At 66.6% G+C, this 23,696-nt stretch carries 20 protein-coding genes and 1 pseudogene; 11 read left to right on the top strand and 10 right to left on the bottom strand.

Annotation, left to right across the window (positions count from 1 at the left end):
* Positions 1–705: 705 nt before the first annotated feature.
* Together QXH22_RS20695 and QXH22_RS20690 are read left to right on the top strand one after the other, a co-directional pair.
* Positions 706–4,596: a PE family protein gene (locus QXH22_RS20695; RefSeq protein ID WP_306276811.1), complete on the top strand. Its 3,891-nt coding sequence runs from the start codon at positions 706–708 to the stop codon at positions 4,594–4,596.
* Positions 4,597–4,765: 169 nt separating this feature from the next.
* Positions 4,766–6,049, top strand: a complete 1,284-nt coding sequence (locus tag QXH22_RS20690; RefSeq protein WP_306276810.1) for a competence/damage-inducible protein A — start codon at positions 4,766–4,768, stop codon at positions 6,047–6,049.
* On the opposite strand, the gene QXH22_RS20685 is transcribed toward QXH22_RS20690, so the two are convergent.
* Positions 6,039–7,298 carry a sialate:H+ symport family MFS transporter gene (locus tag QXH22_RS20685; RefSeq protein WP_306240381.1) on the bottom strand — a complete coding sequence of 420 codons (1,260 nt, stop codon included), beginning with the start codon at positions 7,296–7,298 and terminating at the stop codon, positions 6,039–6,041. The two genes, QXH22_RS20690 and QXH22_RS20685, sit on opposite strands and share 11 nt — an antisense overlap.
* Positions 7,299–7,365: 67 nt before the next feature.
* On the opposite strand from QXH22_RS20685, the gene QXH22_RS20680 reads away from it, so the two are divergent.
* The 3 genes from QXH22_RS20680 (at position 7,366) to QXH22_RS20670 (ending at position 9,506) form a co-directional block, all read left to right on the top strand.
* Positions 7,366–8,433, top strand: a complete 1,068-nt coding sequence (locus tag QXH22_RS20680) for an amidohydrolase family protein (protein WP_306276809.1) — start codon at positions 7,366–7,368, stop codon at positions 8,431–8,433.
* A gap of 44 nt (positions 8,434–8,477) precedes the next feature.
* Positions 8,478–8,876: a phage holin family protein gene (locus QXH22_RS20675; RefSeq protein ID WP_306240378.1), complete on the top strand. Its 399-nt coding sequence runs from the start codon at positions 8,478–8,480 to the stop codon at positions 8,874–8,876.
* Positions 8,877–9,083: 207 nt separating this feature from the next.
* Positions 9,084–9,506 (top strand): anti-sigma factor antagonist, encoded by a 423-nt coding sequence (locus QXH22_RS20670; protein ID WP_306240377.1) that lies wholly within the window; start codon positions 9,084–9,086, stop codon positions 9,504–9,506.
* A 1-nt stretch (position 9,507) separates the two neighbouring features.
* Here QXH22_RS20670 and QXH22_RS20665 read toward each other — a convergent pair whose 3' ends face one another.
* Genes QXH22_RS20665 through QXH22_RS20655 form a run of 3 tightly spaced genes read right to left on the bottom strand, consistent with a single transcriptional unit; the run spans position 9,508 to position 11,167 of the window.
* Positions 9,508–9,993, bottom strand: a complete 486-nt coding sequence (locus QXH22_RS20665) for a hypothetical protein (protein ID WP_306276808.1) — start codon at positions 9,991–9,993, stop codon at positions 9,508–9,510.
* Between the two features lie 50 nt (positions 9,994–10,043).
* Positions 10,044–10,538, bottom strand: coding sequence for an SRPBCC family protein (locus tag QXH22_RS20660; RefSeq protein WP_306240375.1), 495 nt, complete (start codon positions 10,536–10,538; stop codon positions 10,044–10,046).
* Positions 10,538–11,167, bottom strand: a complete 630-nt coding sequence (locus QXH22_RS20655) for a nitroreductase family protein (RefSeq protein WP_306276807.1) — start codon at positions 11,165–11,167, stop codon at positions 10,538–10,540. Before QXH22_RS20655 ends, QXH22_RS20660 begins: the two co-directional genes overlap by 1 nt.
* 199 nt (positions 11,168–11,366) lie before the next feature.
* Here QXH22_RS20655 and QXH22_RS20650 point away from each other — a divergent pair, with 199 nt between their 5' ends.
* Together QXH22_RS20650 and QXH22_RS20645 are read left to right on the top strand one after the other, a co-directional pair.
* On the top strand, positions 11,367–12,056 hold the full coding sequence (locus QXH22_RS20650; RefSeq protein ID WP_306240373.1) for a hypothetical protein: 690 nt from the start codon (positions 11,367–11,369) through the stop codon (positions 12,054–12,056).
* Between the two features lie 6 nt (positions 12,057–12,062).
* Positions 12,063–13,496 (top strand): class I adenylate-forming enzyme family protein, encoded by a 1,434-nt coding sequence (locus QXH22_RS20645; protein ID WP_306276806.1) that lies wholly within the window; start codon positions 12,063–12,065, stop codon positions 13,494–13,496.
* Here QXH22_RS20645 and QXH22_RS20640 read toward each other — a convergent pair.
* Both QXH22_RS20640 and QXH22_RS20635 read right to left on the bottom strand, forming a co-directional pair.
* A complete protein-coding gene (locus QXH22_RS20640) occupies positions 13,493–14,461 on the bottom strand; it encodes a nitronate monooxygenase family protein (protein WP_306276805.1) in 969 nt (322 codons plus the stop codon). The genes QXH22_RS20645 and QXH22_RS20640 overlap by 4 nt on opposite strands.
* Positions 14,458–15,072 (bottom strand): TetR/AcrR family transcriptional regulator, encoded by a 615-nt coding sequence (locus QXH22_RS20635; RefSeq protein WP_306240370.1) that lies wholly within the window; start codon positions 15,070–15,072, stop codon positions 14,458–14,460. Before QXH22_RS20635 ends, QXH22_RS20640 begins: the two co-directional genes overlap by 4 nt.
* A gap of 181 nt (positions 15,073–15,253) precedes the next feature.
* On the opposite strand from QXH22_RS20635, the gene QXH22_RS20630 reads away from it, so the two are divergent.
* On the top strand, positions 15,254–16,816 hold the full coding sequence (locus QXH22_RS20630; RefSeq protein ID WP_306240369.1) for an NAD(P)/FAD-dependent oxidoreductase: 1,563 nt from the start codon (positions 15,254–15,256) through the stop codon (positions 16,814–16,816).
* Here QXH22_RS20630 and QXH22_RS20625 read toward each other — a convergent pair.
* The 3 genes from QXH22_RS20625 to QXH22_RS20615 are packed head-to-tail and all read right to left on the bottom strand — an operon-like array spanning position 16,813 to position 18,643.
* Positions 16,813–17,256 carry an SRPBCC family protein gene (locus tag QXH22_RS20625; protein WP_306240368.1) on the bottom strand — a complete coding sequence of 148 codons (444 nt, stop codon included), beginning with the start codon at positions 17,254–17,256 and terminating at the stop codon, positions 16,813–16,815. The two genes, QXH22_RS20630 and QXH22_RS20625, sit on opposite strands and share 4 nt — an antisense overlap.
* A 42-nt stretch (positions 17,257–17,298) precedes the next feature.
* Positions 17,299–18,303, bottom strand: a complete 1,005-nt coding sequence (locus QXH22_RS20620) for a zinc-binding dehydrogenase (protein WP_306240367.1) — start codon at positions 18,301–18,303, stop codon at positions 17,299–17,301.
* Positions 18,304–18,316: 13 nt separating this feature from the next.
* The gene (locus QXH22_RS20615; protein WP_306240366.1) at positions 18,317–18,643 is read right to left on the bottom strand and encodes a helix-turn-helix transcriptional regulator; all 327 of its coding nucleotides are present in this window, start codon (positions 18,641–18,643) and stop codon (positions 18,317–18,319) included.
* 87 nt (positions 18,644–18,730) lie between these two features.
* On the opposite strand from QXH22_RS20615, the gene QXH22_RS20610 reads away from it, so the two are divergent.
* Entirely contained in the window at positions 18,731–20,002 is a 1,272-nt protein-coding gene (locus QXH22_RS20610; protein ID WP_306276804.1) for a PucR family transcriptional regulator, read from the top strand.
* On the top strand, positions 20,002–20,706 hold the full coding sequence (locus QXH22_RS20605) for an MBL fold metallo-hydrolase (protein ID WP_306276803.1): 705 nt from the start codon (positions 20,002–20,004) through the stop codon (positions 20,704–20,706). Before QXH22_RS20610 ends, QXH22_RS20605 begins: the two co-directional genes overlap by 1 nt.
* A 21-nt stretch (positions 20,707–20,727) precedes the next feature.
* Here QXH22_RS20605 and QXH22_RS20600 read toward each other — a convergent pair.
* Positions 20,728–21,090: pseudogene (locus QXH22_RS20600) on the bottom strand (hypothetical protein); the annotation flags it as partial.
* A 294-nt stretch (positions 21,091–21,384) separates the two neighbouring features.
* Here QXH22_RS20600 and aceA point away from each other — a divergent pair.
* Complete coding sequence (gene aceA / locus QXH22_RS20595) at positions 21,385–23,673, top strand: isocitrate lyase ICL2 (protein WP_306240362.1); 2,289 nt, start codon at positions 21,385–21,387, stop codon at positions 23,671–23,673.
* The last annotated feature ends 23 nt before the right edge of the window (positions 23,674–23,696 follow it).

Genomic DNA, 23,696 nt, shown 5'->3' with positions numbered 1-23,696 from the left:
ATGACGACGACGGCTCTGTTCCGTTCTCGCGGAAAGCGCAGGGTGAACGGTAATAAATGGTGGGCCGAACAGCCCAGCGGGCCGATTTGGAGAGTGCTATGAGTACGATTTGTGAATTTTGTGCGCCCCCTTACTCGAGACGTCATAAAATGACTCACTTCGTCGCGGTACGAATTCACATCGATCCTGGTTGTGCTTGACGCTGTTGCGTCACGGTCATTGAGATGACGGAAAATTTTCCATGGCCGTAGCGACCGATGGGATTCCGGCACCACGATCGGCAGCACCGCGAGGTCACCCAACGGCAGCGGTCGTTACCTCGTCAGCCATCACTTTTGTGGCTGTCGCACAGTAGATCTCGCCATCCAGCGAATCGTCAATTCTGCCGTTGCACTGCGACAAGCAGACCCGTCCGGCAGGCGGTCCAGAACCTGGAGACTGAAATCTAAGCAATGAAATTGATGCGTTGCGCGGTTGCCAGCCGAGCGAATCCAGAAGTTTTTCGCCCACGCCAAAGAACCTACGCCATCCGAGCTCAGCGACCGTTTTACTCATCCCGACAACCTAGGCGTGATGAATTCATCATAGATCGAGAGCCGATGCGGATCAGGAAGCTTGCATTAGCCTTTCCACCTCAACAAATCCGTCATACACTCCTTTCACCGTTGAGGCGCTGTGGCCGACCCGGATGCATTGGAGGTACCTATGTCCTATGTGCTGGCAATTCCGGAGATGCTGTCGGCGGCCGCAGCGGAAGTGGCGGGCATCGGTTCGTCGCTGAGCGCGGCCCAGATATTAGCTGCGGGTCCGACCAGCGGGATGCTGGCCGCTGCGGGCGATGAGGTGTCGGCGGGGATCGCGGGTCTGTTTTCTGACCACGCCCGCCAGTATCAGGCGGTCAGTGCGCGAGCGGCGGCTTTCGAGGCGCAGTTCATCCAGGCATTGAACGCCGCTGGAGGCTCTTACGCACTTGCCGACGCGACGGCCGCCACGCCGTTGCAGACCCTGCAAGAAGCCGTCCTGGGCGTCATTAATGCGCCCACCAACGCATTGCTGGGGCGTCCGCTGATCGGCAACGGCACCGATGGCGCGCCGGGAACCGGGGCTGCCGGCGGGGCGGGCGGGATCCTGTGGGGTAACGGCGGCAACGGCGGATCGGGCGCACCCGGCGGATCGGGTGGGGCCGGTGGCGCGGCGGGCCTGCTCGGCGCTGGCGGTGCTGGCGGCGCCGGCGGGACCGCTGGCGGCAACGGTGGGGCCGGGGGCTCAGGCGGGTGGTTGTGGGGCAATGGTGGCGCCGGCGGCGCCGGCGGAGTGGGCGGTGCCAGCGTCAACGGCGGCACTGGCGGACTCGGGGGCAGCGCGCTGCTGTTCGGCAATGGTGGGGCTGGCGGAGTCGGCGGGGCCGGCGCTGCGGGGGCCGTGGGCGGCCCCGGCACCCCCGGCACCCTAGCGGTTCCGAACGGCACCAACGGCATCGCCGGCGGCAACGGGGGTAATGCCGGTACCGGCGGGGCCGGCGGCAACGCCGGGCTGTTATTCGGCGCCGGCGGCGCCGGCGGCGCCGGTGGGGTGGGCGGGGCGGGTGGCGCCGGGGGGTCCGGCGGTGACGGCTGGAACGCCACAACTCTGGGTGCCAACGGCGGCAACGGCGGTGACAGCGGCAACGGCGGCAGCGGCGGTTCCGGCGGGATGGGCGGTGCCGCCGGTAAGGGCTCGTTATTCGGCGCTGCAGGCGCCAACGGTGCCGGTGGTGCCGGCGGGGCCGGCGGCGATACCGGGGCGCCCGGTGACGGCGGATCTGGGGGTGATGGCGCGAACGCGGCCACTGCAGGTGGCAGAGGCGGCAACGGAGGCAACCCCGGCCTGGTGGGCGGCGGCGGTACCGGAGGGACGCCCGGCGGTCCCGGCGCAGTGGCCGGCGCGACCGGTGCGGGCGGAGCCGTCATCGCCGGCGGCGACGGTGGCACGGGCGGCGCCGGATTCAACGAAACCGTCAGCGGCAATGGCGGTCAAGGCGGAGCCGGCGGTGCCGGCGGCACCCACGGCAAAGGCGGCAACGGCGGGCACGGCGGCGATGCCGCCGGCACCGGTAACGGCGGTAACGGCGGGGCCGGCGGTGACGCTGGTTCGATGGCAACGGCAGCTACCGGCGGCAATGGCGGGGACGGCGGCGCCGGAGCTGACACCGGCAGGGGCGGCAACGGCGGCAACGGCGGCAACGCGGTGCAGAACGCAACTGGGACCGCCAACGGCGGCCAAGGCGGCGCCGGTGGCGCTAGCGGCGCCAACGTCGCTCCCAGCAGCATCGGCGGAACCGGCGGCAACGGCGGTCTGGCACAGATCACGAACACCGCCTCTACCGCCACGGCTACGGGCGGGGCCGGCGGCGCGGGCGGGGCCGGCGCCAACAGCGGCGGAAGTGGCGGGACCGGCGGGACCGCATTGACCGTGGGGATCGGAAACGTCACACCCGGTACAGGCGGCGACGGCGGCACCGGTTCCACCGGGAACGGTGGAAACGGGGGCACCGGCGGTAACGCAAACATTTCCAATGCCGCGTCGACCGCGACCGCCAAGGGCGGCGCCGGCGGCAACGGCGGCACCGGCAATAACAACGCAACGCTCGGGGGCCGCGGCGGGAACGGGGGGAACGCGAGTTCCAACAGCACCAGCGCTGCAGCCATCGGCGGCACCGGCGGCACCGGCGGCGACGCCACGACCGGTGTCGGTGGCATCGGTGGCGGCGGCGGTCAGGCAACCCACTCCGGGGCGGGCGACGCGCTTGGCGGGGCTGCCGCGACCGGCGGATCGGGTCCCGGTGGCGGCGGAGCCGGCGGCAGTGGCGGTTTTGCCAACAACACCGGCACCGGCAACGCCGTTGGCGGGGACGGCGCCGATGGCATCGGCGGAGGCCCGACCGGCGTCGGCGGCAACGGCGGCAGCGGCGGTGGCGCGCAGATCAGCAATGCCGCATCCTCGGGCTCGGCTACCAGCGGCAACGCCGGTAACGGCGGTGATGGAACCACGGGCGGCAGCGGCGGCAGCGGCGGATCGGCCTTCACCGCCGGGCTCGGAAACGTCAATGCCGGCGCTGCCGGGAACGGCGGCACCGGTACCACCGGCAGCGGCGGAAACGGCGGCTCCGGCGGCTCCTCGCAGATCAGCAACGCTGTCTCGACGGTCACAGCCACCGGCGGCAACGGTGGCACCGGCGGAAACGGCGCCACCAACGGCGGAAACGGTGGCATCGGCGGATCGGCATTCACTACTGGGCTCGGAAACGTCAACTCCGGCGCCGGCGGGGCCGGTGGCACCGGTACCACCGGCAGCGGCGGAAACGGCGGCTCCGTCAATAGCGCACAGATCAGCAACGCTGTCTCCACAGCCACGGCCACCGGCGGCAACGCCGGTCACGGGGGAGACGGCGCCACCAACGGCGGAAACGGTGGCAACGGCGGATCGGCATTCACCTCCGGGCTCGGAAACGTCAACTCCGGCGCCGCCGGGAACGGCGGCACCGGCACCACCGGCACCGGCGGGAACGGCGGAAACGGCGGCCCCGCGTCGATCAGCAACGCTGTCTCCACAACCAACGCTGTTAGCAGCAACGGCGGCCGTGGCGGCGACGGGGCCACGGGCGGAAACGGCGGCAACGCCGGGTCGGCGTTTACCTCTGGGCTCGGAAACGTCAATTCCGGGGCCGGCGGGGACGGCGGTACCGGTACCACCGGCAACGGCGGAAACGGTGGCATCGGCGGTAGTGCGTCGATCAGCAACACTGCCTCCACCGCCACGGCTACCGGCGGCACCGGCGGCACCGGTGGCGCCGGCGCCATCAACGGCGGAAACGGCGGCACCGGGGGAACGGGATCTTCCTCTGCCCTCGGCAACGTCAACTCCGGCGCCGGCGGGGCCGGCGGCACCGGTACCACCGGCAACGGCGGAAACGGCGGTATCGGCGGCACCGCGACGATCAGCAACGCTACTTCCACGGCCACGGCTACCAGCGGAAACGGCGGTGACGGCGGAAACGGCGCCGTCGCCGGCGGGACCGGCGGAAACGGCGGTAGTGCAACAATCAGCAACCCTGTCTCCAAAGCCACGGCGATCGGTGGCACTGGTGGAAACGGCGGAGCCGGCGCCACCACTGGTGGAAACGGCGGAATCGGCGGAACGGCAACTACCTTCGGGCTCGGAAACGTCACCTCCGGCGCCGGCGGGGCCGGCGGCATCGGTACCACCGGCGGAATCGGCGGCAACGGCGGCAACGGCGGCACCGCGACGATCAGCAACGGTAGCTCCGCGGCCACGGCTACTGGCGGTGACGGCGGTGACGGCGGTGACGGCACCACAGGCGGGACCGGCGGGGTCGGCGGTTTTGGGACCACCACCGGAAGTGGGTTCGGCGCCGGTGGTGCTGGCGGCGAGGGCGGCGATAGCTCGGGCAACGGGATTAACGGCGGCAACGGCGGTAACGGCGGCAATGCCAGCGCGGGCGGCGGCACTGCGATACCAGGTTTCGGCGGTATCGGCGGCGCCGGCGGCGCCGGCGGTGCCGGCGGAATCACGGGCCTGAGCGGCATCGTCGTGTGACAACGCTGACCAAGACAGGAGCCGGCCTGGACGCCGCAGCGGCCGGATCGACGTCGCGATGAGGTGGTGCTGACGCGGCAGAAACAACCCCGTCGGACACCGCCATCAGGTGAGCTACGGCGATGTGCTGGGTGACATAAGGACCAACCGTGTGCGTAGGCTCGGCACGGTGAGCGCACGCGCAGGAATCGTGGTCACCGGCACCGAGGTTCTGACCGGACGGGTCCAGGACCGCAACGGCCCCTGGCTGGCCGACCGGCTGCTGGAATTGGGCGTCGAGCTCGCCCACATCACCATCTGTGGGGACCGGCCCGCCGACATCGAGGCGCAGCTGCGTTTCCTGGCCGACCAGGGCGTGGATTTGATCATCACCAGCGGCGGACTGGGCCCCACGGCCGACGACATGACCGTCGAGGTGGTGTCCCGCTTCTGCGGCCGCGAGTTCAAACTCGACGAAGCGCTGGAGAACCGGATCGCCGAGATCCTCAAGTCCCTGATGGCGCGCAATCCCGCGTTCGCCGCGCTGATGGAACCGGGGAAGTTCGAATCGGTACGGGCCGCCAACCGCAAGCAGGCGATGGTTCCGGTCGGCTCGCAAATCCTCGACCCGGTGGGCACGGCGCCCGGCGTGGTGGTGCCGGGCAAGCCGACCGTGCTGGTGCTGCCCGGCCCACCACGCGAGCTGCAACCCATGTGGCACAAGGCAATTGAGACCGAAGGCGTGCAGGAAGCCCTGGCCGGGCGCACCGTCTACCGCCAGGACATGGTGCGGATGTTCGGGCTGCCGGAGTCGGGACTCGCCGAGACGTTGCGCGAAGCCGAAACCGCCATCCCAGGATTCGCCGCGCTGGAGATCACCACCTGCCTGCGGCGCGGCGAGCTGGAGATCGTGACGCGCTACGAGCCGGACGCCGCCGACACCTACGCGCAACTCACAAAGTTGCTACGCGACCGGCACGGCGACCAGGTGTTCTCCGAGGACGGTTCCCAGGTCGACGACCTGGTCGCCCAACTGCTCAAGGGCCGCACCATCGCCACCGCGGAATCCTGCACCGCCGGCCTGCTGGCGGCACGGCTGACCGACCGCCCCGGATCCTCGGACTACGTGGCCGGCGGGGTGGTGTCGTATTCCAACGAGGCGAAGGTGGAACTGCTCGGCGTCGACGCAGCACTCATCCAGCAATACGGCGCGGTTTCCGAGCCGGTCGCCGAAGCGATGGCCGCAGGCGCGCTGAAACGGTTCGACGCCGACACCGCGGTCGCCATCACCGGAATCGCCGGCCCCGGCGGTGGAACCGACGAAAAGCCAGTTGGCACAGTGTGTTTCACAGTCGCACTCGCAGACGGTCCGAAACTCACCCGCACCCTGCGGCTGCCCGGAAACCGCTCCGACGTCCGGGAACGCTCGACCACGGTGGCCATGCACCTGCTGCTGAAGTTGCTCAGCTCTTAGCCGGCAGAAACGCGCTCTCCGAGGACCCGAACCGAATTCCGGTGGCGTCCTTGCCGATCAGCGTCAACAACGCCACCATCACCAGCACCGGCACGATCGTTGCGGCCAACGCGAATGGATAACCGTGCGTCTCGGCCAGATGCTCCTGGATCGGCAAGTTGAAAGCCGCCAGCAGGTTGCCGAGCTGATACGTCACCCCGGGGTACAAGCCTCGGATCGCATCTGGTGAGAGCTCGGTCAGGTGCGCCGGGATGCAACCCCAGGCGCCCTGCACAAAGAACTGCATCAGAAACGAGCCCAGGCACAACATCGCCGCGGTCCGGGAATACGCGAAGACCGGCACGATCGGCAGCGCGAGGACGGCACAAAACGCGATGGTGTAGCGGCGGCCGAACCGCTGGGAAAGAGTCCCGAAAATCAAGCCGCCGATGATCGCACCGACGTTGTAGACCACGACAATCCAGCGGGCGGTCGCACTCGACAGCGCCGCGCCGTGATCGGTGGTCGCCTTTAGGAAGGTGGGATAGACGTCCTGGGTGCCGTGACTCATCCAGTTGAATGCGGTCATCAGCAAGACCAGATAGAAGAACCGGCGGATGACCTTAGCCTCGCGCAACACGTCGCGCACCCTTGTCTTGGTCAGCCGCATCTGGTCCTGCGCGGCTTCCCAGACCTCGGATTCCTCCACTCGGTAGCGGATGATCAGGCTGATGAGCGCCGGGATGATGCTCAGCGCGAACAGCCAGCGCCAGGACAGACCCAACCCGTTCATCACCACCAGCGAGGCCACACTGGCCAGCAGGTACCCAAACGAGTAACCCTCCTGCAGCAGACCGGAGAAGAAGCCGCGCCGCTCGGTGGGAACCTTCTCCATGGCCAGCGCCGCGCCCAAACCCCACTCGCCGCCCATGCCGATGCCGTAGAGCAGCCTCAGAATCACCAGCACCGTGAAGTTCGGCGCGAACGCGCACAGGAACCCCACCACCGAGTAGAACAACACGTCGACCAGCAGCGGAAGCCGGCGGCCGACCCGGTCGGCCCATAGCCCGAACAGCAGCGCGCCGACCGGTCGCATGGCCAGCGTGGCCGTCGTGACGAACGCGACTTCGGTCTTGCTGCGATGAAATGTCTCGGCGATGTCTGCGTAGACCAGCACAACGATGAAGAAGTCGAAAGCGTCCATCGTCCAGCCCAGGAAGGCTGCCATGAAGGAGTTGCGCTGGTCGCTGGTCAACCGCTGTCTGGTCACGAGAGCATCGTGGCCTACGTGTCCCGATACCGCGAGTCTGGCGCGCGAGCGAGTATGTTCCGGATACATGCGGATCATCGATGCCGACGGACATGTCGCGGAGAACGCGTCGCTCGCTTTCGAAGCGCTGAAGCGCTGGCCGGATCACGTGCAGTTGAGCAACGATCGGCGGCCGCGGCTGACGATCGAGGGCCGCAACTATCCCGAGGACACCGGCCCGGGCGCGGGCTGTCCGCCCGAGCACGGCATTACCAAGGCGCCCGGCATCAACTGCTCGACCGCAGAGGGGGTGCTCGCCGACGCCGACCGTGACCATCTGGACACGATGGTGCTCTATCCCAGTCTCGGGCTGTGCGTGCCCAGCCTGGAGGATCCCGTATTCGCGGCCGGCTTCGCGCGCCTCTACAACCAGTGGATCGCCGATTTCTGCGAGCCCACGCATGGCAGGCTGCGCGGGGTGGCCGTGGCGCCGATCGAACACGGTGAGGTGGCGATCGACGTCATGACCGAGGCCAAGGAGCTGGGCCTGGTCGCAACCCTTGTTCCGCCCGCGCTGAAGACCCGCAATCTCGATCACCCGGATCTCGACCCCTTCTACGCCGCTGCCATGAAACTCAATATGCCGCTGGGCATTCACGGCGCGCCCGGCATCCATCTACCGAAAATCGGCGTCGACCGCTTCACCAACTACATCCAGGTGCACTGCGTCAGCTTTCCGTTCGACCAGATGACCGCCATGACGGCACTGGTGTCCGGCGGTGTCTTTGAACGCCATCCCGACCTGAGGGTCGCATTTCTGGAGTCGGGGGCCGGATGGGTGCCGTTCTTTGTCGACCGGCTGCACGAGCACTACGAGAAGCGCGGTGACTGGATCGAGGGCGGCTGGCGCCGTGATCCGCATGAATACCTGCGTGCCGGCAACATCTGGGTGACGTGTGAACCGGAGGAGCCGATTCTGCCCGGTGTGATCGACGTGCTGGGCGACGACTTCATCATGTTCGCCAGCGACTACCCGCACTGGGACGGGGAATGGCCGGAGAGCACCAAGCATCTGCGCAACCGGCCTGATATCAGCGAGCAGTCACGCGAAAAGATCGGCGGACTCAACGCCCAACGCTTTTACGGGCTGAATTAAACATCCCGGGTGGCAGGATTGGCGCCGGGTGGCAGGATCAGCGCATGGCGGCTTTTCTGATCCGCGCGGCACTGACCGGACTCGCACTCTGGGTCGTCACCCTTTTCGTACCCGGGCTGACCTTCGTCGGCGGCAACAGCACAATCGAGCGCATCGGCATCATCTTTGTCGTCGCAGTGCTTTTCGGCTTGGTCAACGCCATCGTCAAACCGATCGTGCAGATCCTGTCGATCCCGATGTACATCCTCACCCTCGGCTTGTTCCACATCGTCATCAACGCGTTCATGTTGTGGATCACGGCGCAGATCACCAGGGACACCACGCACTGGGGCCTGCAGATCGACCACTTCTGGTGGACCGCGATCTGGGCGGCGATCCTCTTGTCGATCGTTAGCTGGCTGCTGTCGCTACTCACCCGCAGAGCCACCCGGCAACGCCAATAATTCAGCCCGTCAGCCGGGAAAAATCGCGTGGACATCCTATGTTGTCAGGCCCTGTTACACATATGCTGATTAAGCCGTGCTTACGAAGACCGCCCCTCGACGCCCCCGGACATTTACGCTGTCTCTCGGCACGAAATCGAGCAACGTTGTCGTGCCGGAGATCGTCGCTGTACCTATGTGATTCACACGAAGACGGGATACTGCCGAATGAACACTGTCGCGATCGGAGCAACGTCAGGTCCTTCGACTACGCGGCTGAGTTCTCAAATAGCTGACCCGAACAGCGGTTTGCGGGCGGTCACCGAATGCACCGGGTCCGCCGTCGTGGTTCATGTCGGCGGCGACATCGACGCCAGCAACGAAGTCATCTGGCAGCGGCTGGTGAACAGGAGCGCCGCGATCGCGATCGCACCGGGTCCGTTCGTCATCGACATCCGCGAACTGGACTTCCTGGGATCCTGCGCCTACGCGGTGCTCGCCCAGGAATCGGTGCGCTGCCGCCGTCGCGGCGTCAACCTGCGTCTGGTCAACAATCAGCCGATCGTCGCCCGCACCATTGCCGCGTGCGGACTGCGCCGTCTGCTGCCGATGTACACCACGGTCGAGGCGGCGCTGGCGCCACCCGCCTAGATCAGGGCCCGTGCGGCGCGAGTAGGCCGTTGAGGATTCCCAGGCCCGCCTGCACCTGCGGGCCGGGGGTGTTCGGCGGAGGCGCGTCACTGGTGGGCTGCCAGGGCTGGCATCCACTCGTCTTGAAAGTCTTGTCGGTCGGCTCTATCTGCACGATCTGCGGCTTCTTGGACATGGCGTTGTCGATGAGAGCGCCGTCGGGATTGCCCGTCCGCTTCCAGTAGCAGGTGCCGGTGCCCACCGGCCCGGCCGTGCTGTAGGTGCCCGGCGCGATGTCGGTGCCGACGGTGAAGATGCCGTCGTGATCGATCGTCGTCTTGGGCGAGCCGGCCGCGGGTGCCCCCGCCGGAGCCGGAGCCGCCGTCGGGGCTGGTTCCGGTGCAGGCGTCGGGTCGGGATCGGCGGCGGAGATACCCGCCGCACTGAACCAGCCGACTACCAGCAGCGCGGCTATACCAGTGCGGGCGGCGATTTGCTTAGAGCCCATAAGTAACTAGCTTAGCGGGCTGCGGGGCTCATTTCGAACCCGCGAGCCGATCAGTCCAGGCGCCGTACCGGACCGGCGTAGCCCAGCGCGTGTTCGTAGGTGTCGAGATTGTCCCGCGAGATTCGGGCGTGTACCGGACGCTCCAGGAGTAAACGCAGTACCGGGTTGTACGCGTGGTAGGTCTCGTGGAAGGTGAGCACGGTGGTGCCGTCAGGCTGCTCGTCGAGTTGGTGGTAGCCCTCGGCCCGGGACCACAACGGCTTTCCGATGGCGACGTACCGCGACAACTTGTTGATCTTCGCCTCCGTGACGGTCTCCCACGACCGGCCCTTTCCTCCGGAGAACAGGTATTTCGGCACCGGAAAGACGCACGTACGCACCAGCCCTTCACCCGCCTCGTCGCCCTCGTTGAGAATTTCCATGCTGCCCGTAGGCCAACTGAGCACCCGCGGGCGCGGCGCGTTCGGCGGCACCGGAGGATGCAACACGCGCCACACCCTGGCCGGCGGAGCGTCCACGTGGAACCGCACGGTGTAGGACTGCATCAGCCTTCACCCCATTCGTCGAAAAAGGTGATCGTTTCGGCCGGCGGTCGCGCGGCGGGCCGAAAATCGGTCCCGATCGTGTAGGCCACCGGAAACAGGGCCGCCTGAGTGACAGAGCTGGGAATACCGAGCAGGTCCGCGACCTCGCGCTCCCGGGCCAGGTGCATCGTGGTCCACACCGAGCCCAGACCGCGCGACCTCAAGGCAAGCAGAAAGCTCCAGCCGGCCGGGATGATGGACGCCCAGGCCGACGCGGCGGCCAGTCGATTGCTTTCGTCGATGGACTGCAGAAGGCAGGGGATTACCAGCACCGGAACCTTGGCCAGGGTGTCGGTGAGGCCCAGCGCGCTCTGATAGACGCGCTTGGTCTGCGGATTTTCGGCGTTGGCGGCGGCATGAATCAGATACTCGGCGCCCACACTGCGGTAGATCTCCGCGATGGCGGCGCGCTTGCCAGGATCGGTGACCACCACCCAGCGCCAGTCCTGGGCGTTGCTGGCGGTGGGTGCCTGCATCGCCAGGCGTATGCATTCCATGACCACGTCACGGCTCACCGGGCGGGTCAGGTCGAGACGTTTGCGAACCGCACGGGTGGTGGTGAGCAGTTCGTCGACCGAAGCGATATCCATCCCGTCCCTTTCACCGGTTTCCGTGTCACGAAGTTACCGCGGTTTACCCGACGCACCCCAGCAGCATCCCGCCGATATTGACGTCACCGTCGGCCCTGCGTGGACAGGACGATTTGCTGCTATTAACGTCCTGCCAGTAAGTGAGTGAGCGGGCGTTCAGAAGGCAGCGCCGCGTGGGAGGTCTTGGTCGTTGCTTTTCATGCACGAAGTTCACACGGTGCGAGGCCGCGCCGAAGACGAGTTCGAGGCCGCGTTTCGGGACGGCTGGATGCCGATGCTGGCGGCCGGCGACGAGGCCCGACTGCTCTGGTACACCAACCAGGCGCAGGGTAGCGGGCCGGCCTACACCGTCATCACCGTGACCGCGGTGCGTGACGGAGCGGCCTGGGAGCGCTTGACCAAGCGGGTCCAGCAGGGTGACTTGCGCGACTGGATGCACCACACCGATGAACTGCGCCATGGCGTCGACGCCAAACTACTGGTGCCGCTGCCCTGGTCACCGATGCAGGAGGTGGCGTTCGACGAGGTGCCGGTCGACGGCCGCGAACACGAGATGAGCCTCTACATGGAAGACACCATGTGGCCCTACGAGGACAAGTTCGAGGAGTACATCGTCCGGTGCGGCGAGGTGTACGCCCGCAGCCTCGAGCAGCCGTCGTCGATGTTGAAGATGGATGCCTCGTTTCAGCCCGCGCTCGGCAGCCACCTGCGTCGTGAAGTCATTCTGATGCAGCAGATCAGCCGGCCCGAAGCGCTGCTCGACCTGCTCCGGACCCACATCCCGGCGGAGTACCGCACCCCCGGAACCTGGCTGCACGACGCGTTGGACCTGCGTGACCAGTGGACCAGCAGGCTGCTGCGCACCTCGACCTGGTCGCCCCTGTACTAAGGATTAATGAATCTCGGGACGATCATCGACGCCGCCGCGGTCGCCGATCCGCAGCGCAGCGCCCTGATCATCGACGGCCGGCGAATCAGTTACGGGGCGCTCGATGACGCGGTGCGCCGGTGCGCGGCCGGGCTGGCGGCGGCGGGGGTCAAATACGGCGACCGGGTCGCGGTCGTCGACACGGCGAGCGTGCTGTCCATCGCCTCTCTGCTCGGCACGGCGCGAATCGGAGCCACCGCTGCCTTGATGAACCCCGCGTTGACGCCGGCGGAGTTGGCTGCGCTGCTCGACAACGCCGGTTGCTGTTCGGTGGCGGTGGCGGGGGAGGCGTTCGTGCATCGGCTCCCCGAGTCGACGAGAGCGCTCACGGCGGCCGAACTCCTCAGCGCCGACGCGTCCATGACCGCCGCTGCCGATGACGTGGATCGACCGGCCATGGTGCTGTTCACCAGCGGCACCACCGGCTTGCCGAAAACCGTCGACATCGGCAGCCGTCAGCTGGCTGCGCGTTTGAGCAGGACATCCAAGCCGTTCGCGCCGGGCACTCCACCCGTAATTGTGATGATGTGTGTGCCCTACTTTCACGTAGGCGGTTCCCTCGGACTGCTCGCCAGCCTGTATTCGGGCAACACCCTGGTGGTGCAGCAGCGGTTCGACGCCGGCGAGTGGTTGCGTCTGGTGTCGCAGCATCGGGTCACCGGCATGTTCCTGGTGCCGACGATGCTGCACCGGATTCTGGAACACCCCGACTTCGCCGCGACCGATCTGTCGTCGCTGGCTGCCATCACCTACGGAGCCGCCGCCGCACCCTCGGCACTGATGCGCAGGGCCATAGCCGCACTGCCGAATGTGGCGTTCACCAACGTTTTCGGTCAAACCGAGACGCTGGGTACCTACGCCAACCTCACCGCCGCCGATCATCTCGATCCGGCCCGGGCGGGCTCGGTCGGCCGGCCGTTGCCGGGGGTCGAGGTGCGGGTGGTCGACCCGGTCACCGGCGCCGACGTGGAGCCGGGAGCGGTCGGGGAACTGTGGGTCAACTCGCCGGTCAACACCGTCGCGGGATGGTTGCGCACCGGCGATCTGGGCCGCGTGGACGCCGACGGTTACATCTTTCCCAGCGGCAGACTGCGCGACACCATCAACCGTGGCGGTGAGAAGTTCGGCCCCATCGAGGTGGAAGAGGCGCTGCGTTCGCATCCGGCCGTCAGTGATGTGGCGGTCGCCGGAGTTCCCGACGATGAACTGGGACAGCGGGTGGGCGCCGCGGTCGTGCCCCGCGCACCGGTGACACTCGAGGAGCTGCGGGCGCACTGCCGGGACTTGATCGCCTACTTCAAGCTGCCCGAACGTCTGGCGGTCGTCGGCGACATCCCCTACAACGCGACCGGCAAGGTCGACCGCCGCCGGCTGGCCGAGCTGATCTGCGAGCGTTCCTAGTCGTTGTCCCGCTTCATAATTCGCGTCGCGTCACGCACCATCACGGTGAGGATGTCGGCGGCCGGCCGCACCTCATGGATCAGCCCCACGGCCTCACCCACCAGTACGGTATCGACGTCGAAGTCCTCGGCCGCGACGCCTTCCCGGTAGGCGCTGATGGTTTCGGGAAGCCGTGCGAGCAGCTCGTCCGGGCTGGCGTGCCAGCGCTCGATCAGAGCGTTGCGCACCAGCCGCAGATCATAGCCGTCTGGCCAATCCCGTTGTCGCACAATGTCAAACACTGTGGTGCGCATCGTATCGTCGCCGCCGGCCGCGATCGCCCGCCGTTGCGCCGCGGGAGACACCAGCGCTTCTTCAGACGCCCAGAATCTGGTACCGGCCAAGACCCCGTCGGCGCCGAGGGCCAGCGCCGCGGCCAGGCCGCGGCCGTCGGCGATTCCCCCGGCAGCCACTACCAGTGTCGCGGGCGCCCGTTCCGCGACCAGGTCGACGACCTCGGGCACCAGCGTGAAGGTGGAACGGACGCTCATCCCGTGCCCACCCGCCTCGCCACCCTGAGCGACGATGATGTCTGCGCCGGCCTCCACCGCCTGGCCCGCTTGCGCCAGGTTCTGCACCTGGGCGGTCAATGCAACACCAGCCCGGTGGATGCGATCCGCGAACGGTTCGAGGTCGCCGAACGACAGCATGACCGTTGGCGGCTGTTGCTCCAGCACGGTGTCGAGAAGGTCGGGTATACGCGCCAGGCTCCACGTGATGAAGCCGTAGCCGACGCGGGCGCCCCGGGCCGCGGCGATCTCGGACCGCAACCACTCCGGATCGCCATATCCGCCGCCGACGAGCCCCAGGCCACCGGCAGCGGTGACCGCCGCCGCCAGCCGACCACCCGACACCAGGGCCATCGGCGCCAGCAGGACCGGATGCTCAATGGCCAGGAAATCCGTAAGGCGGGTGCGCAGCGTCATCGTTGTGCCTGCGCCGCCAGCGGCGCCAGCCCGGACTGAACCAGAGCCAGACTCTTGGCAACTAACTCGCCCAAATCACCAGAACAGCCATTACGGCCCCAATTCTCCACGGCCACAACGAGAGCCGCTGCCAGTGTCGAGCCGGCCACTTCGGCCACCAGGTCGATGTCGGGCAGCTCGGAGTTCCGGGCCCGGACGAAATCGGTCAGAACGGTGGCGAACGAGGCCTGCACCACCCGCAGATGACCGGCGATGCGCTCGGCGCTGATCAGCTCCGTACGGGCGGTTGCTGCCTGGCGGACAACTTCGAGATCATGCGGGTAGGAGGCCACACCGGCAAGCACCGCGTCGAACAGCGATTCCGAGGCCGGACGCTCGGCCAGCGCGTCGGCCAACCATTCCAGCTGGGTCTCGTAGTCCTGGAACAGCACCGCCTCTTTCGTGGGAAAGTGCCGGAAGAAGGTGCGCTCGGTGACGCCTGCCGCACGGGCCAACTCCGTCACTGTGACGTTCGCAAACCCTTTGCGGGCAAAGCTTTTCAGCGCCGCCTGCCGAAGCGCGTCATGCGTCGACCGGCGACGAGCCTGGTGGCCGTTCATCGCAGCGCTCATGTCCACACCGGATGGTATCCGACGAGACCTACCACGCGAGCAGACACAAACTCGCGCCACGCGGCGCTGCCGCGCGCGAGTTTGTGTCTGCTCGCGACATGGGAACTGGTCAGTGCTGACATCTTCCGATTATGTCAGTACTGACATATTCTTGCCGCACGGGTCTCGGCGAGGAGGTCGGATGACGGATTACGACGCGATCGTGGTGGGCGCGGGACACAACGGTCTGACCGCCGCGGCGATACTGCAGCGCGCGGGGCTGCGCACGGTCTGCCTGGAGGCCAACACCTACGCCGGAGGTATGGCGGCGACCGTCGAGTTGATCGACGGCTTCCGGTACGAGATCGCAGGGTCGGTGCAGTTCCCCACCGCAAGCCAGATCACCAAGGACCTCGGCCTGGACACGCTGCCCACCGTGGAACCGGAGGTGATGTCCACCAACATCGGTGAAAACGGTGAGGAGCCCATGGTCTTCTACCGCGACCCGATGCAATTGATGACACACCTGGGGGAGAAGCACGGCGTCGAGGCGGTGCTGGGAATGGCCGAACTGATCGGCTGGAGCCATGGCCCGGCAAAAGCACTGGGCCGCTTCGATGTTCGCAAGCCTCCGAAGACTCTCGACGAGATGTACGCGTGCGCGGCCAACGAGGGGGAGCGGCGCGCGATCCACGAGATGCTGTTCGGCTCGGCCATGGACGTCATCGACCGCTATCTGCCTGATAAAGACAGACATGCGGTGATGCGCGGGATGCTGGCTTTCCTGGCCGTAAACTCCACCTACCGGGGCCCCTACACACCGGGCAGCGCAACATGCCTCGCTTTCGCCCTGGCGGTACCCGACAACAGCACCTCGATGATGACCAAGCTCAAGGGCGGAATCGGCGCACTCACCGAACACCTGCGCGAGCTTTTCGTCTGCCACGGCGGCGAGATCCGCTATCGCGCCAAGGTCGAGCAGATTCTCGTCAGTCACGGCAAGGTGACCGGCGTTCGACTGCGGGACGGCTCCACCATCACGGCGCCTATCGTGGTGTCGAACTTGGCACCCGATCTCACCCTGACAGGTCTGATCGAACCCGAACATGTTCCTGCCGAACTCGTTTCGCGCCTGGCGGGCCGTGACCACCGCGCCTCGTTCATCCAGATGCACTTCGCCCTCGACGGGCTGCCCGAATTCGCCCCGCCCTATGAGTTGCTGAACGAAGAGGGCATGCAGATGTCAGTCGGCATCTTCGGCTCGCCCGAAGAGCAGCAGCGGCACTGGGAGAATTGCCGCCGCGGCATCGTGCCGGACAACCCCTCGATGGGCCTGCAGATCCCGTCGGTGCACGATCCCGGCCTCGCGCCGCGCGGCAAGCACGCCGCCAGCGCCTACGCGTACGCCTTCCCGGTAGAGGTCTCCCGCGACCAGCACGGACACCTCAAAAATGAGATGGCGCAACGGGTTATCGACAAGATCAGCAGATTCGCCCCGAACTTTAAAGACATCGTGATTCGCCACATCACGTTCGCGCCTTATCACATGAACACCATGTTCGCCGCGCCCGGCGGGGACTTCTGCCACGGACTGCTGCACCCGGACCTGATGGGTCCAAACCGTCCCGGCCCGAAGGGCTTTCTGGATTTCCCGATACCGATCGCGGGGCTCTACCTCGGCGGCGCCGGGTGCCACGGTGGACCCGGCATCACCTTCACGCCCGGCTACAACGCCGCGTATCAGGCCCTCGAGGACGCGACCTAGGCGCTCTTCTTCACCTGCAGGACGCGCTTGCGCAGGCCCTTGGTCGCCATGTCCATCAACACTTTCGTGCCCTGCCTGACAAAGAATCCGGGCACCGGCATACTCAGTTCGACTGTCAGGTCGAAGCGCACGCGGGTGGAGTCACCGTCGGGCGTCAGGGTGTAGCGGCCGTTCTGCGCCTTCTGCTGCTTGGCCTTGATCAGACTCCAGCCCACCCCGTCGTCGTGCACGGTGTAGGCCAGTTCCTGTTCCTCGGTGAACCCGACGAGTTTGACGACTTGTCGCGACTTCAGCGGGTGACCCTGGTCATCCCGTTCGAGCACCTCGACCTTCTGGTGCACTGACGACCACTCCGGCAGAGTCTCGATATCGAACAACACATCCATAATCTCGTCGGGTTTCGCCTCGATGACGACCTCACGGGACTCGGTGACAGCCATGCGCCAAACATAACCACCACGGCGCCGCCTGAAACCATCCGGCTATGGGACGAGCACGACCTTGCCGATGTTCTCCCGCGAGGCCAGGATGCGATGCGCTTCCGGCGCCTGTGCGAAGGGCACCGCCGCATGCACGACCGGAGACACCGTCCCGTCGTGCAGCGCCTCGCTCAGCGGGGTGATCCAAGGCTCGAGAGAGCCCCGGTCGTCCCACAACTTGAGCATATTGAGCCCGATGACGGTCTTGGACTCCGAGAGCTGGTCGATGAGGTTGAACCCGCGCAGCATCGCCAGGGCATGCGGCGCAGCCTTGCGCAGCGAACGCTTCTCACCCTCCTGCATATTCGAGATCCCGTAACCCACAAGCCGTCCGCCCGGACGTAGCAGGTGGTAGGAGCGACGCAGCGACGTGCCACCCAGCGCGTCCAGGACGATGTCGTAGGGCTCGAGTCCCTTCCACCAGCCGTCCTGGCGGTAGTCGATCGCACGATCCACCCCGAGTTCGGCGAGCTTGCCGTGCTTGCCCGGGGATGCGGTGCCGTGAATTTCCGCGCCGGCCGCCTTGGCGAACTGAATGGCCGCGATGCCGACCCCGCCGGCAGCGGCATGAATCAGCACCCGCTCGCCGGCGCGCAGCGATCCGTAACCGTGCAGGCCGGCCCACGCGGTCGCGTAGTTTACCGGGACCGCGGCGCCCTGCTCGAAGCTCACCGCGTCGGGCAGCGCCACCGAATCGGCTTCGGCAACGTTGACGATCTCCGCGTAGCCGCCGAATCGCGTTCCCGCCAAAACCCTTTGGCCGACGCGACCCTGATCCACGCCGTCGCCGACGGCCGTCACCGTGCCGGCCACCTCGTAGCCGACGACGGCCGGAAGCTTCGGTGCGTCGGGATACAGGCCCACGCGGGCGAGGTGGTCGGCGAAATTGACTCCGGCGGCGCGGACTTCGACGCGCAGTTGGCCTGGACCCGGCGGTGGCGGGTCCGGTCGCTCCTGCACCTTCAGGACCGACGGGTCGCCGTGCTTGGTGATAACGACTGCGCGCATTCTTACCTCTCGTTCATTGCTGCTTCTCCGCCGACTCGGCGAGTGCGGCAAGCCTTGCCCGCCAAAACTTCTCGAACGGGTGCAGCCAGTCACCGAGCTCGGCCAACGGTTCCGCGGTCAGGCGGTAGATGCGGCGGCGGCCCTGCGCCTCATCAGCCACCAAGCCGGCGTCACGCAACACCTTGAGGTGTTCAGCTACGGCCGGCCGACTCAACTCGAACCGTTCACTGAGTTCCCCGGCGGACATAGACTGGCAGCTCAGGATCTCAAGGAGTCTGCGCCGCACCGGATTTGCCAGTGCCGCGAAGATGCGATCACAGACGCGGTCGGCGTTGGCCACTCGCGCACTATATGTCGGGGTTTCCCGACATGTCAACTTCTTCCGACATCTGGCAACCCTGGCGTCCGCCATCTAAGGTGACCACACGTGAGCGACGATGCGGCAAGTATGGACCCGCATCAGTGCGTCGTCACCATCGCCGCCCGGCTACAACAAAAGGTCGACCAGATCAGCGTCGCGATCTGCACCGCTCTCGTTGCCGAGATACCCGAACTATGCGGCGAGGACCGTACGTTCGAGATGCTCGACGCCGGCGTTGCGGCCAACCTCGACACGATTTTCCAGGTGCTGCTGCATGACGTGCCGGTCAGTGATTGCTCTGTCCCCGGGCTGGCCATCGACTACGTCCGGCGCCTGGCCCGACATGAAGTCCCGGCCAACAGCCTGGTACGTGCCTACCGGCTTGGGCAGCGACAGATGACTGAGCAGGTATTCGGCGAACTGCGCACCCTGCAGATGGAACCGACCACCCAGGTCGCGGTGATCGAGGCGATCACCACCGTCGTCTTCGAGTACGTGGACTGGGTTTCACAACACTTCATGGGAGCGTACGAAACCGAACAAAGACAGTGGCTGGAGAATCAGAACAGCATCCGGGCGATGCGGGTTCGCGACCTGCTCAGCGACGACACCGCCGTCGCCATCGACACCGCCTCTGCGGCAATCGATTATCCCCTTCACGCACAGCACCTCGCACTGGTCGTCTGGCATGCGACAGAGGACGATCTACCCCGGCTTCAGCGGTTCACCCACGAATTGGCTACCGCGGTAAGTACCTCAGCGAGACCGCTTTTCGCCGCGGTCGACCGGGCCACCGCGTGGGTTTGGTTGCCTTTTCGATCAGCACCCGGTGAACTCACCGCCCGGGTGCGCGATTACACCAACGCACGTCCGGAATCCCCGAGCATTGCGATGGGTGCACTGGGCTCCGGCGTCCAGGGATTCCGCCGATCTCACCGTCAGGCCCAGCGTGCACGGGCCGCCGTGCTGACCGGGGAGCGCAAACCCCCGGCATCCCGACGGGTGCTGGTCGCGGCCACTGATCCCGCAGTGATGGGGACGGCGTTGTTGGGCACCAGCATCGGCGAGGTCCGTGGCTGGGTCGCAGACGTCCTGGGCAATCTGGCGTCCGATACCGAGGGCGACGCGCTGCTGAGGGAGACGCTGCGGGTGTTCCTGCACCGCGGCTCCACGCACGAGGTCGCGGCGAAGGAACTCAACGTCAGCTTCAATGACCTTCGCAGTCGGGTCGAACGCGCGGTCGGCCGCCGCGGCCGGCCGATCGACGATCGCGCCGACGTCGAGCTCGCGTTGTTCGTCTGCCATTGGTACGGCTCGGCTGTGCTGCGACCGGCCTGATGCAGCAAGATTGGGAGAGGCTGAGCGACGGCGTATATCGGTGCCGGTTGGCCTTCTGCGACGTCACGATCGGCCTGGTCTGCGGGCACAACGGAACGCTGCTCGTCGACACCGGCACCACTCTCGGGGAGGCCCGGGCGGTGCAGGCCGATGTGCGCGAACTCGCGGCCCAGCCCGTGACTCATGTTGTGCTGACGCACAAGCACTTTGACCATGTCCTCGGTTCTTCGGTGTTCAGCGGAGCCCGGGTTTACTGCGCACCGGAGGTAGTCGACTATCTGTCGTCAGCGCCGGATCAGCTGCGTGCCGATGCGTTGGCATACGGTGCCGATGCCGCGGCGGTCGATGACGCGATTGCCGCCTTGCGGCTACCGCCGCACGGAATATCCGACGCAACGGTCGATCTGGGTGACCACTCGGTCACCATCACTCACCTCGGCGCGGGCCACACCCGCTCCGACCTGGTCGTCGTGGTTCCGGCACGCCACTCGGGCGAGCCAACCGTGGTGTTCACCGGCGATCTGGTCGAGGAGTCGGCCGACCCGGCGGTGGACGCCGATTCCGACGTGGTGGCCTGGCCGGACACCTTGGACCGGCTCCTGGCGACCGCGGGATCAGATGCCGTGTTCGTGCCCGGACATGGACGGGTGGTCGACGCTGAGTTCGTCCGGCGCCAACGGGATTGGTTGCGAACCGGACCCTAGAACGTGAGTCAAACGTGCGGACGCGGTGCACGCGGCGATGAGCGCGTCGGGGTCGGTGACGCTGACCACCAGCACCTTCAGGGTGATCGACTTCCACCACACGCTCGCCGGTACCGGGGGGTCCATCGTCAACTGCACGAGACCCTTGCGCGACCCGTTGACCAGCCAGCGGGAGCCCATGACGTGGACGCCGGCGGTAAACACCCGCTCGTTGCTCGCCTCGGCACTCTTGATCGACGACAGAGGGATGTCGGCGGTAAAGGCCCACCCCATCTTGACGTGCAGCTTGCCGCCCTCGACCCGCAACTCGCTGCTCTTGGGCCCGAGCCCGACCGCCACCGCCAAGGGGATATACCACCGGTCAAAGCGCAATTCTGCTTGCACGGTTGTGACGGTACGCCTGGCGGGGCGTCCGGGCGAGCGTTTCGGCCGGCCGCCACAAACGGACGTCTTTGAATACAAAACCCGTTGTACGAGAAGGAGTTCCCTTACGGCACCCGGTGTCTGATCCGGCAGCCCGATGCGCCGCCGGCCTCCGACGCAACCGGCCCGATCGCACGGCGGGTGTCGTAGCAGCATGGCCGCGCTGTGCGGGCCTCGGCCGGTGATTTAGCTCACGTCTGGTGGGCATACACTCACTGCGTCAGGGGAACCGGGGCTTAGGAGGAGCGGAAGGCCATGGCCATCGCTGAAACGGACAACGCAGTCCAATCACCGTTCGAGCAGGATGTCGCCGCCACCCAGCGGTATTTCGAGAGTTCGCGGTTCAACGGCATCACCCGGCTTTATACCGCCCGGCAGGTCGTCGAGCAGCGCGGCACGATCCCGACCGACTACACCGTGGCACGCGAAGCGGCGGCCGCGTTCTACGAGCGCCTGCGCGAGCTGTACGCCGAACACAAGAGCATCACCACCTTCGGCCCCTACTCGCCGGGCCAGGCCGTGAGTATGAAGCGCATGGGCATCGAGGGGATCTACCTCGGCGGCTGGGCAACCTCCGCCAAGGGCTCCACCACCGAGGACCCGGGGCCTGACCTGGCGAGTTATCCACTCAGCCAGGTCCCCGACGATGCCGCCGTGCTGGTGCGCGCGCTGCTCACGGCCGACCGCAACCAGGAGTACCAGCGGCTCAACATGAACGAGCGGCAACGGGCGACGGCGACCAAGTACGACTTCCGGCCGTTCATCATCGCCGACGCCGACACGGGCCACGGTGGTGATCCGCACGTGCGCAACCTGATTCGCCGTTTCGTCGAGGTCGGTGTGCCGGGCTACCACATCGAGGACCAGCGTCCGGGCACCAAGAAGTGTGGCCACCAGGGCGGCAAGGTTCTGGTGCCGTCCGACGAGCAGATCAAGCGCCTCAACGCCGCCCGCTTCCAGCTCGACATCATGCGGGTGCCCGGAATCATCGTGGCCCGTACCGACGCCGAGGCCGCGAACCTCATCGACAGCCGCGGCGACGAGCGTGACCAGCCTTTCCTGCTGGGCGCGACGAACCTGAGCATCCCCTCGTACAAGAGCTGTTTCCTGGCGATGATGCGGCGCTTCTATGACTCGGGCGTCGAGGAGATCAACGGCCATCTGCTGTACGCGCTCAGCGACGGCGAATACGCGGCAGCGAACGCGTGGCTGGAACGCAACGGGATCCTGGATCTCGTCGCCGAGGCCATCAGCAAGTGGCGTGACAGCGGGGAGCTGTCGATCGACGACGTGTACGACGAGGTCGAGTCGCGTTTCGTCGCCGCCTGGGAAGACGCCGCCGGAGTGATGACGTACGGCGAGGCCGTGGCCGAGAAGCTCGAATTCGGTGAGAGCGAAGGAGAGCCCTCCGGGATGAGTCCCGCGGAGTGGCGCGAATTCGCCTCGACGGCGTCCCTTTATGCCGCACGGGCCAAAGCCAAAGAACTGGGCGCCGACGCGAGCTGGGATTGCGAGCTGGCCAAGACGCCCGAGGGCTACTACCAGATCCGGGGCGGCATTCCGTATGCGATCGCCAAGTCGCTTGCCGCCGCGCCCTTCGCCGACATCCTGTGGATGGAGACCAAGACCGCCGACCTCGCCGACGCGCGCCAGTTCGCCGAGGCGATCCACGCCGTGTTCCCGGACCAGATGCTCGCCTACAACCTCTCGCCTTCGTTCAACTGGGACACCACCGGGATGAGCGACGACGAGATGCGGCAGTTCCCCGTCGAACTCGGCAAGATGGGCTTCGTCTTCAACTTCATCACCTACGGCGGGCATCAGATCGACGGTGTCGCCGCCGAGGAGTTCGCCACCAACCTCCGCCAGGACGGAATGCTGGCGCTGGCACGGTTGCAGCGCAAGATGCGCCTGGTGGAATCGCCCTACCGCACCCCACAGACCCTGGTCGGCGGGCCACGCAGCGATGCGGCGCTGGCCGCGTCCTCCGGTCGCACGGCAACCACCAAGTCCATGGGCAAAGGCTCGACACAGCACCAGCATCTGGTGCAGACCGAGGTGCCCAAGAAGCTGCTGGAGGAGTGGCTGGCACTGTGGAGCGAGCACTACCAGCTCGGCGAGAAATTGCGGGTCACGTTGCGGCCCCGCCGCGCCGGCTCGGACGTACTGGAACTCGGGATCTACGGCGAGGGCGACGAGCAGTTGGCCAACGTCGTCGTCGACCCGATCAAGGACCGGCATGGCCGCAGCATCCTGCAGGTGCGTGACCAGAACACCTTCGCCGAAAAGCTGCGGCAGAAGCGGCTGATGACACTGATCCACCTCTGGCTGGTGCACCGGTTCAAGGCGGACGCGGTTTACTACGTGACACCGACCGAGGACAACCAGTACCAGACCGAGAAGATGAAGTCGCACGGCATCTTCAGCGAGGTCTACCAGGAGGTCGGAGAGATCATCGTCGCCGACGTGAACAAGCCGCGCATCGAGGAGCTGCTGAACCCGGATCGGGTGGCGCTGCGGAAGTTGGTCCTCAAGGAGGACTGACCCGTCGAGTCTCGCCTCACTAC

The sequence above is a fragment of the Mycobacterium sp. TY814 genome (assembly GCF_030755175.1).
Classification (GTDB): domain Bacteria; phylum Actinomycetota; class Actinomycetes; order Mycobacteriales; family Mycobacteriaceae; genus Mycobacterium.
This window is presented reverse-complemented; position numbering and strand designations above follow the sequence as displayed.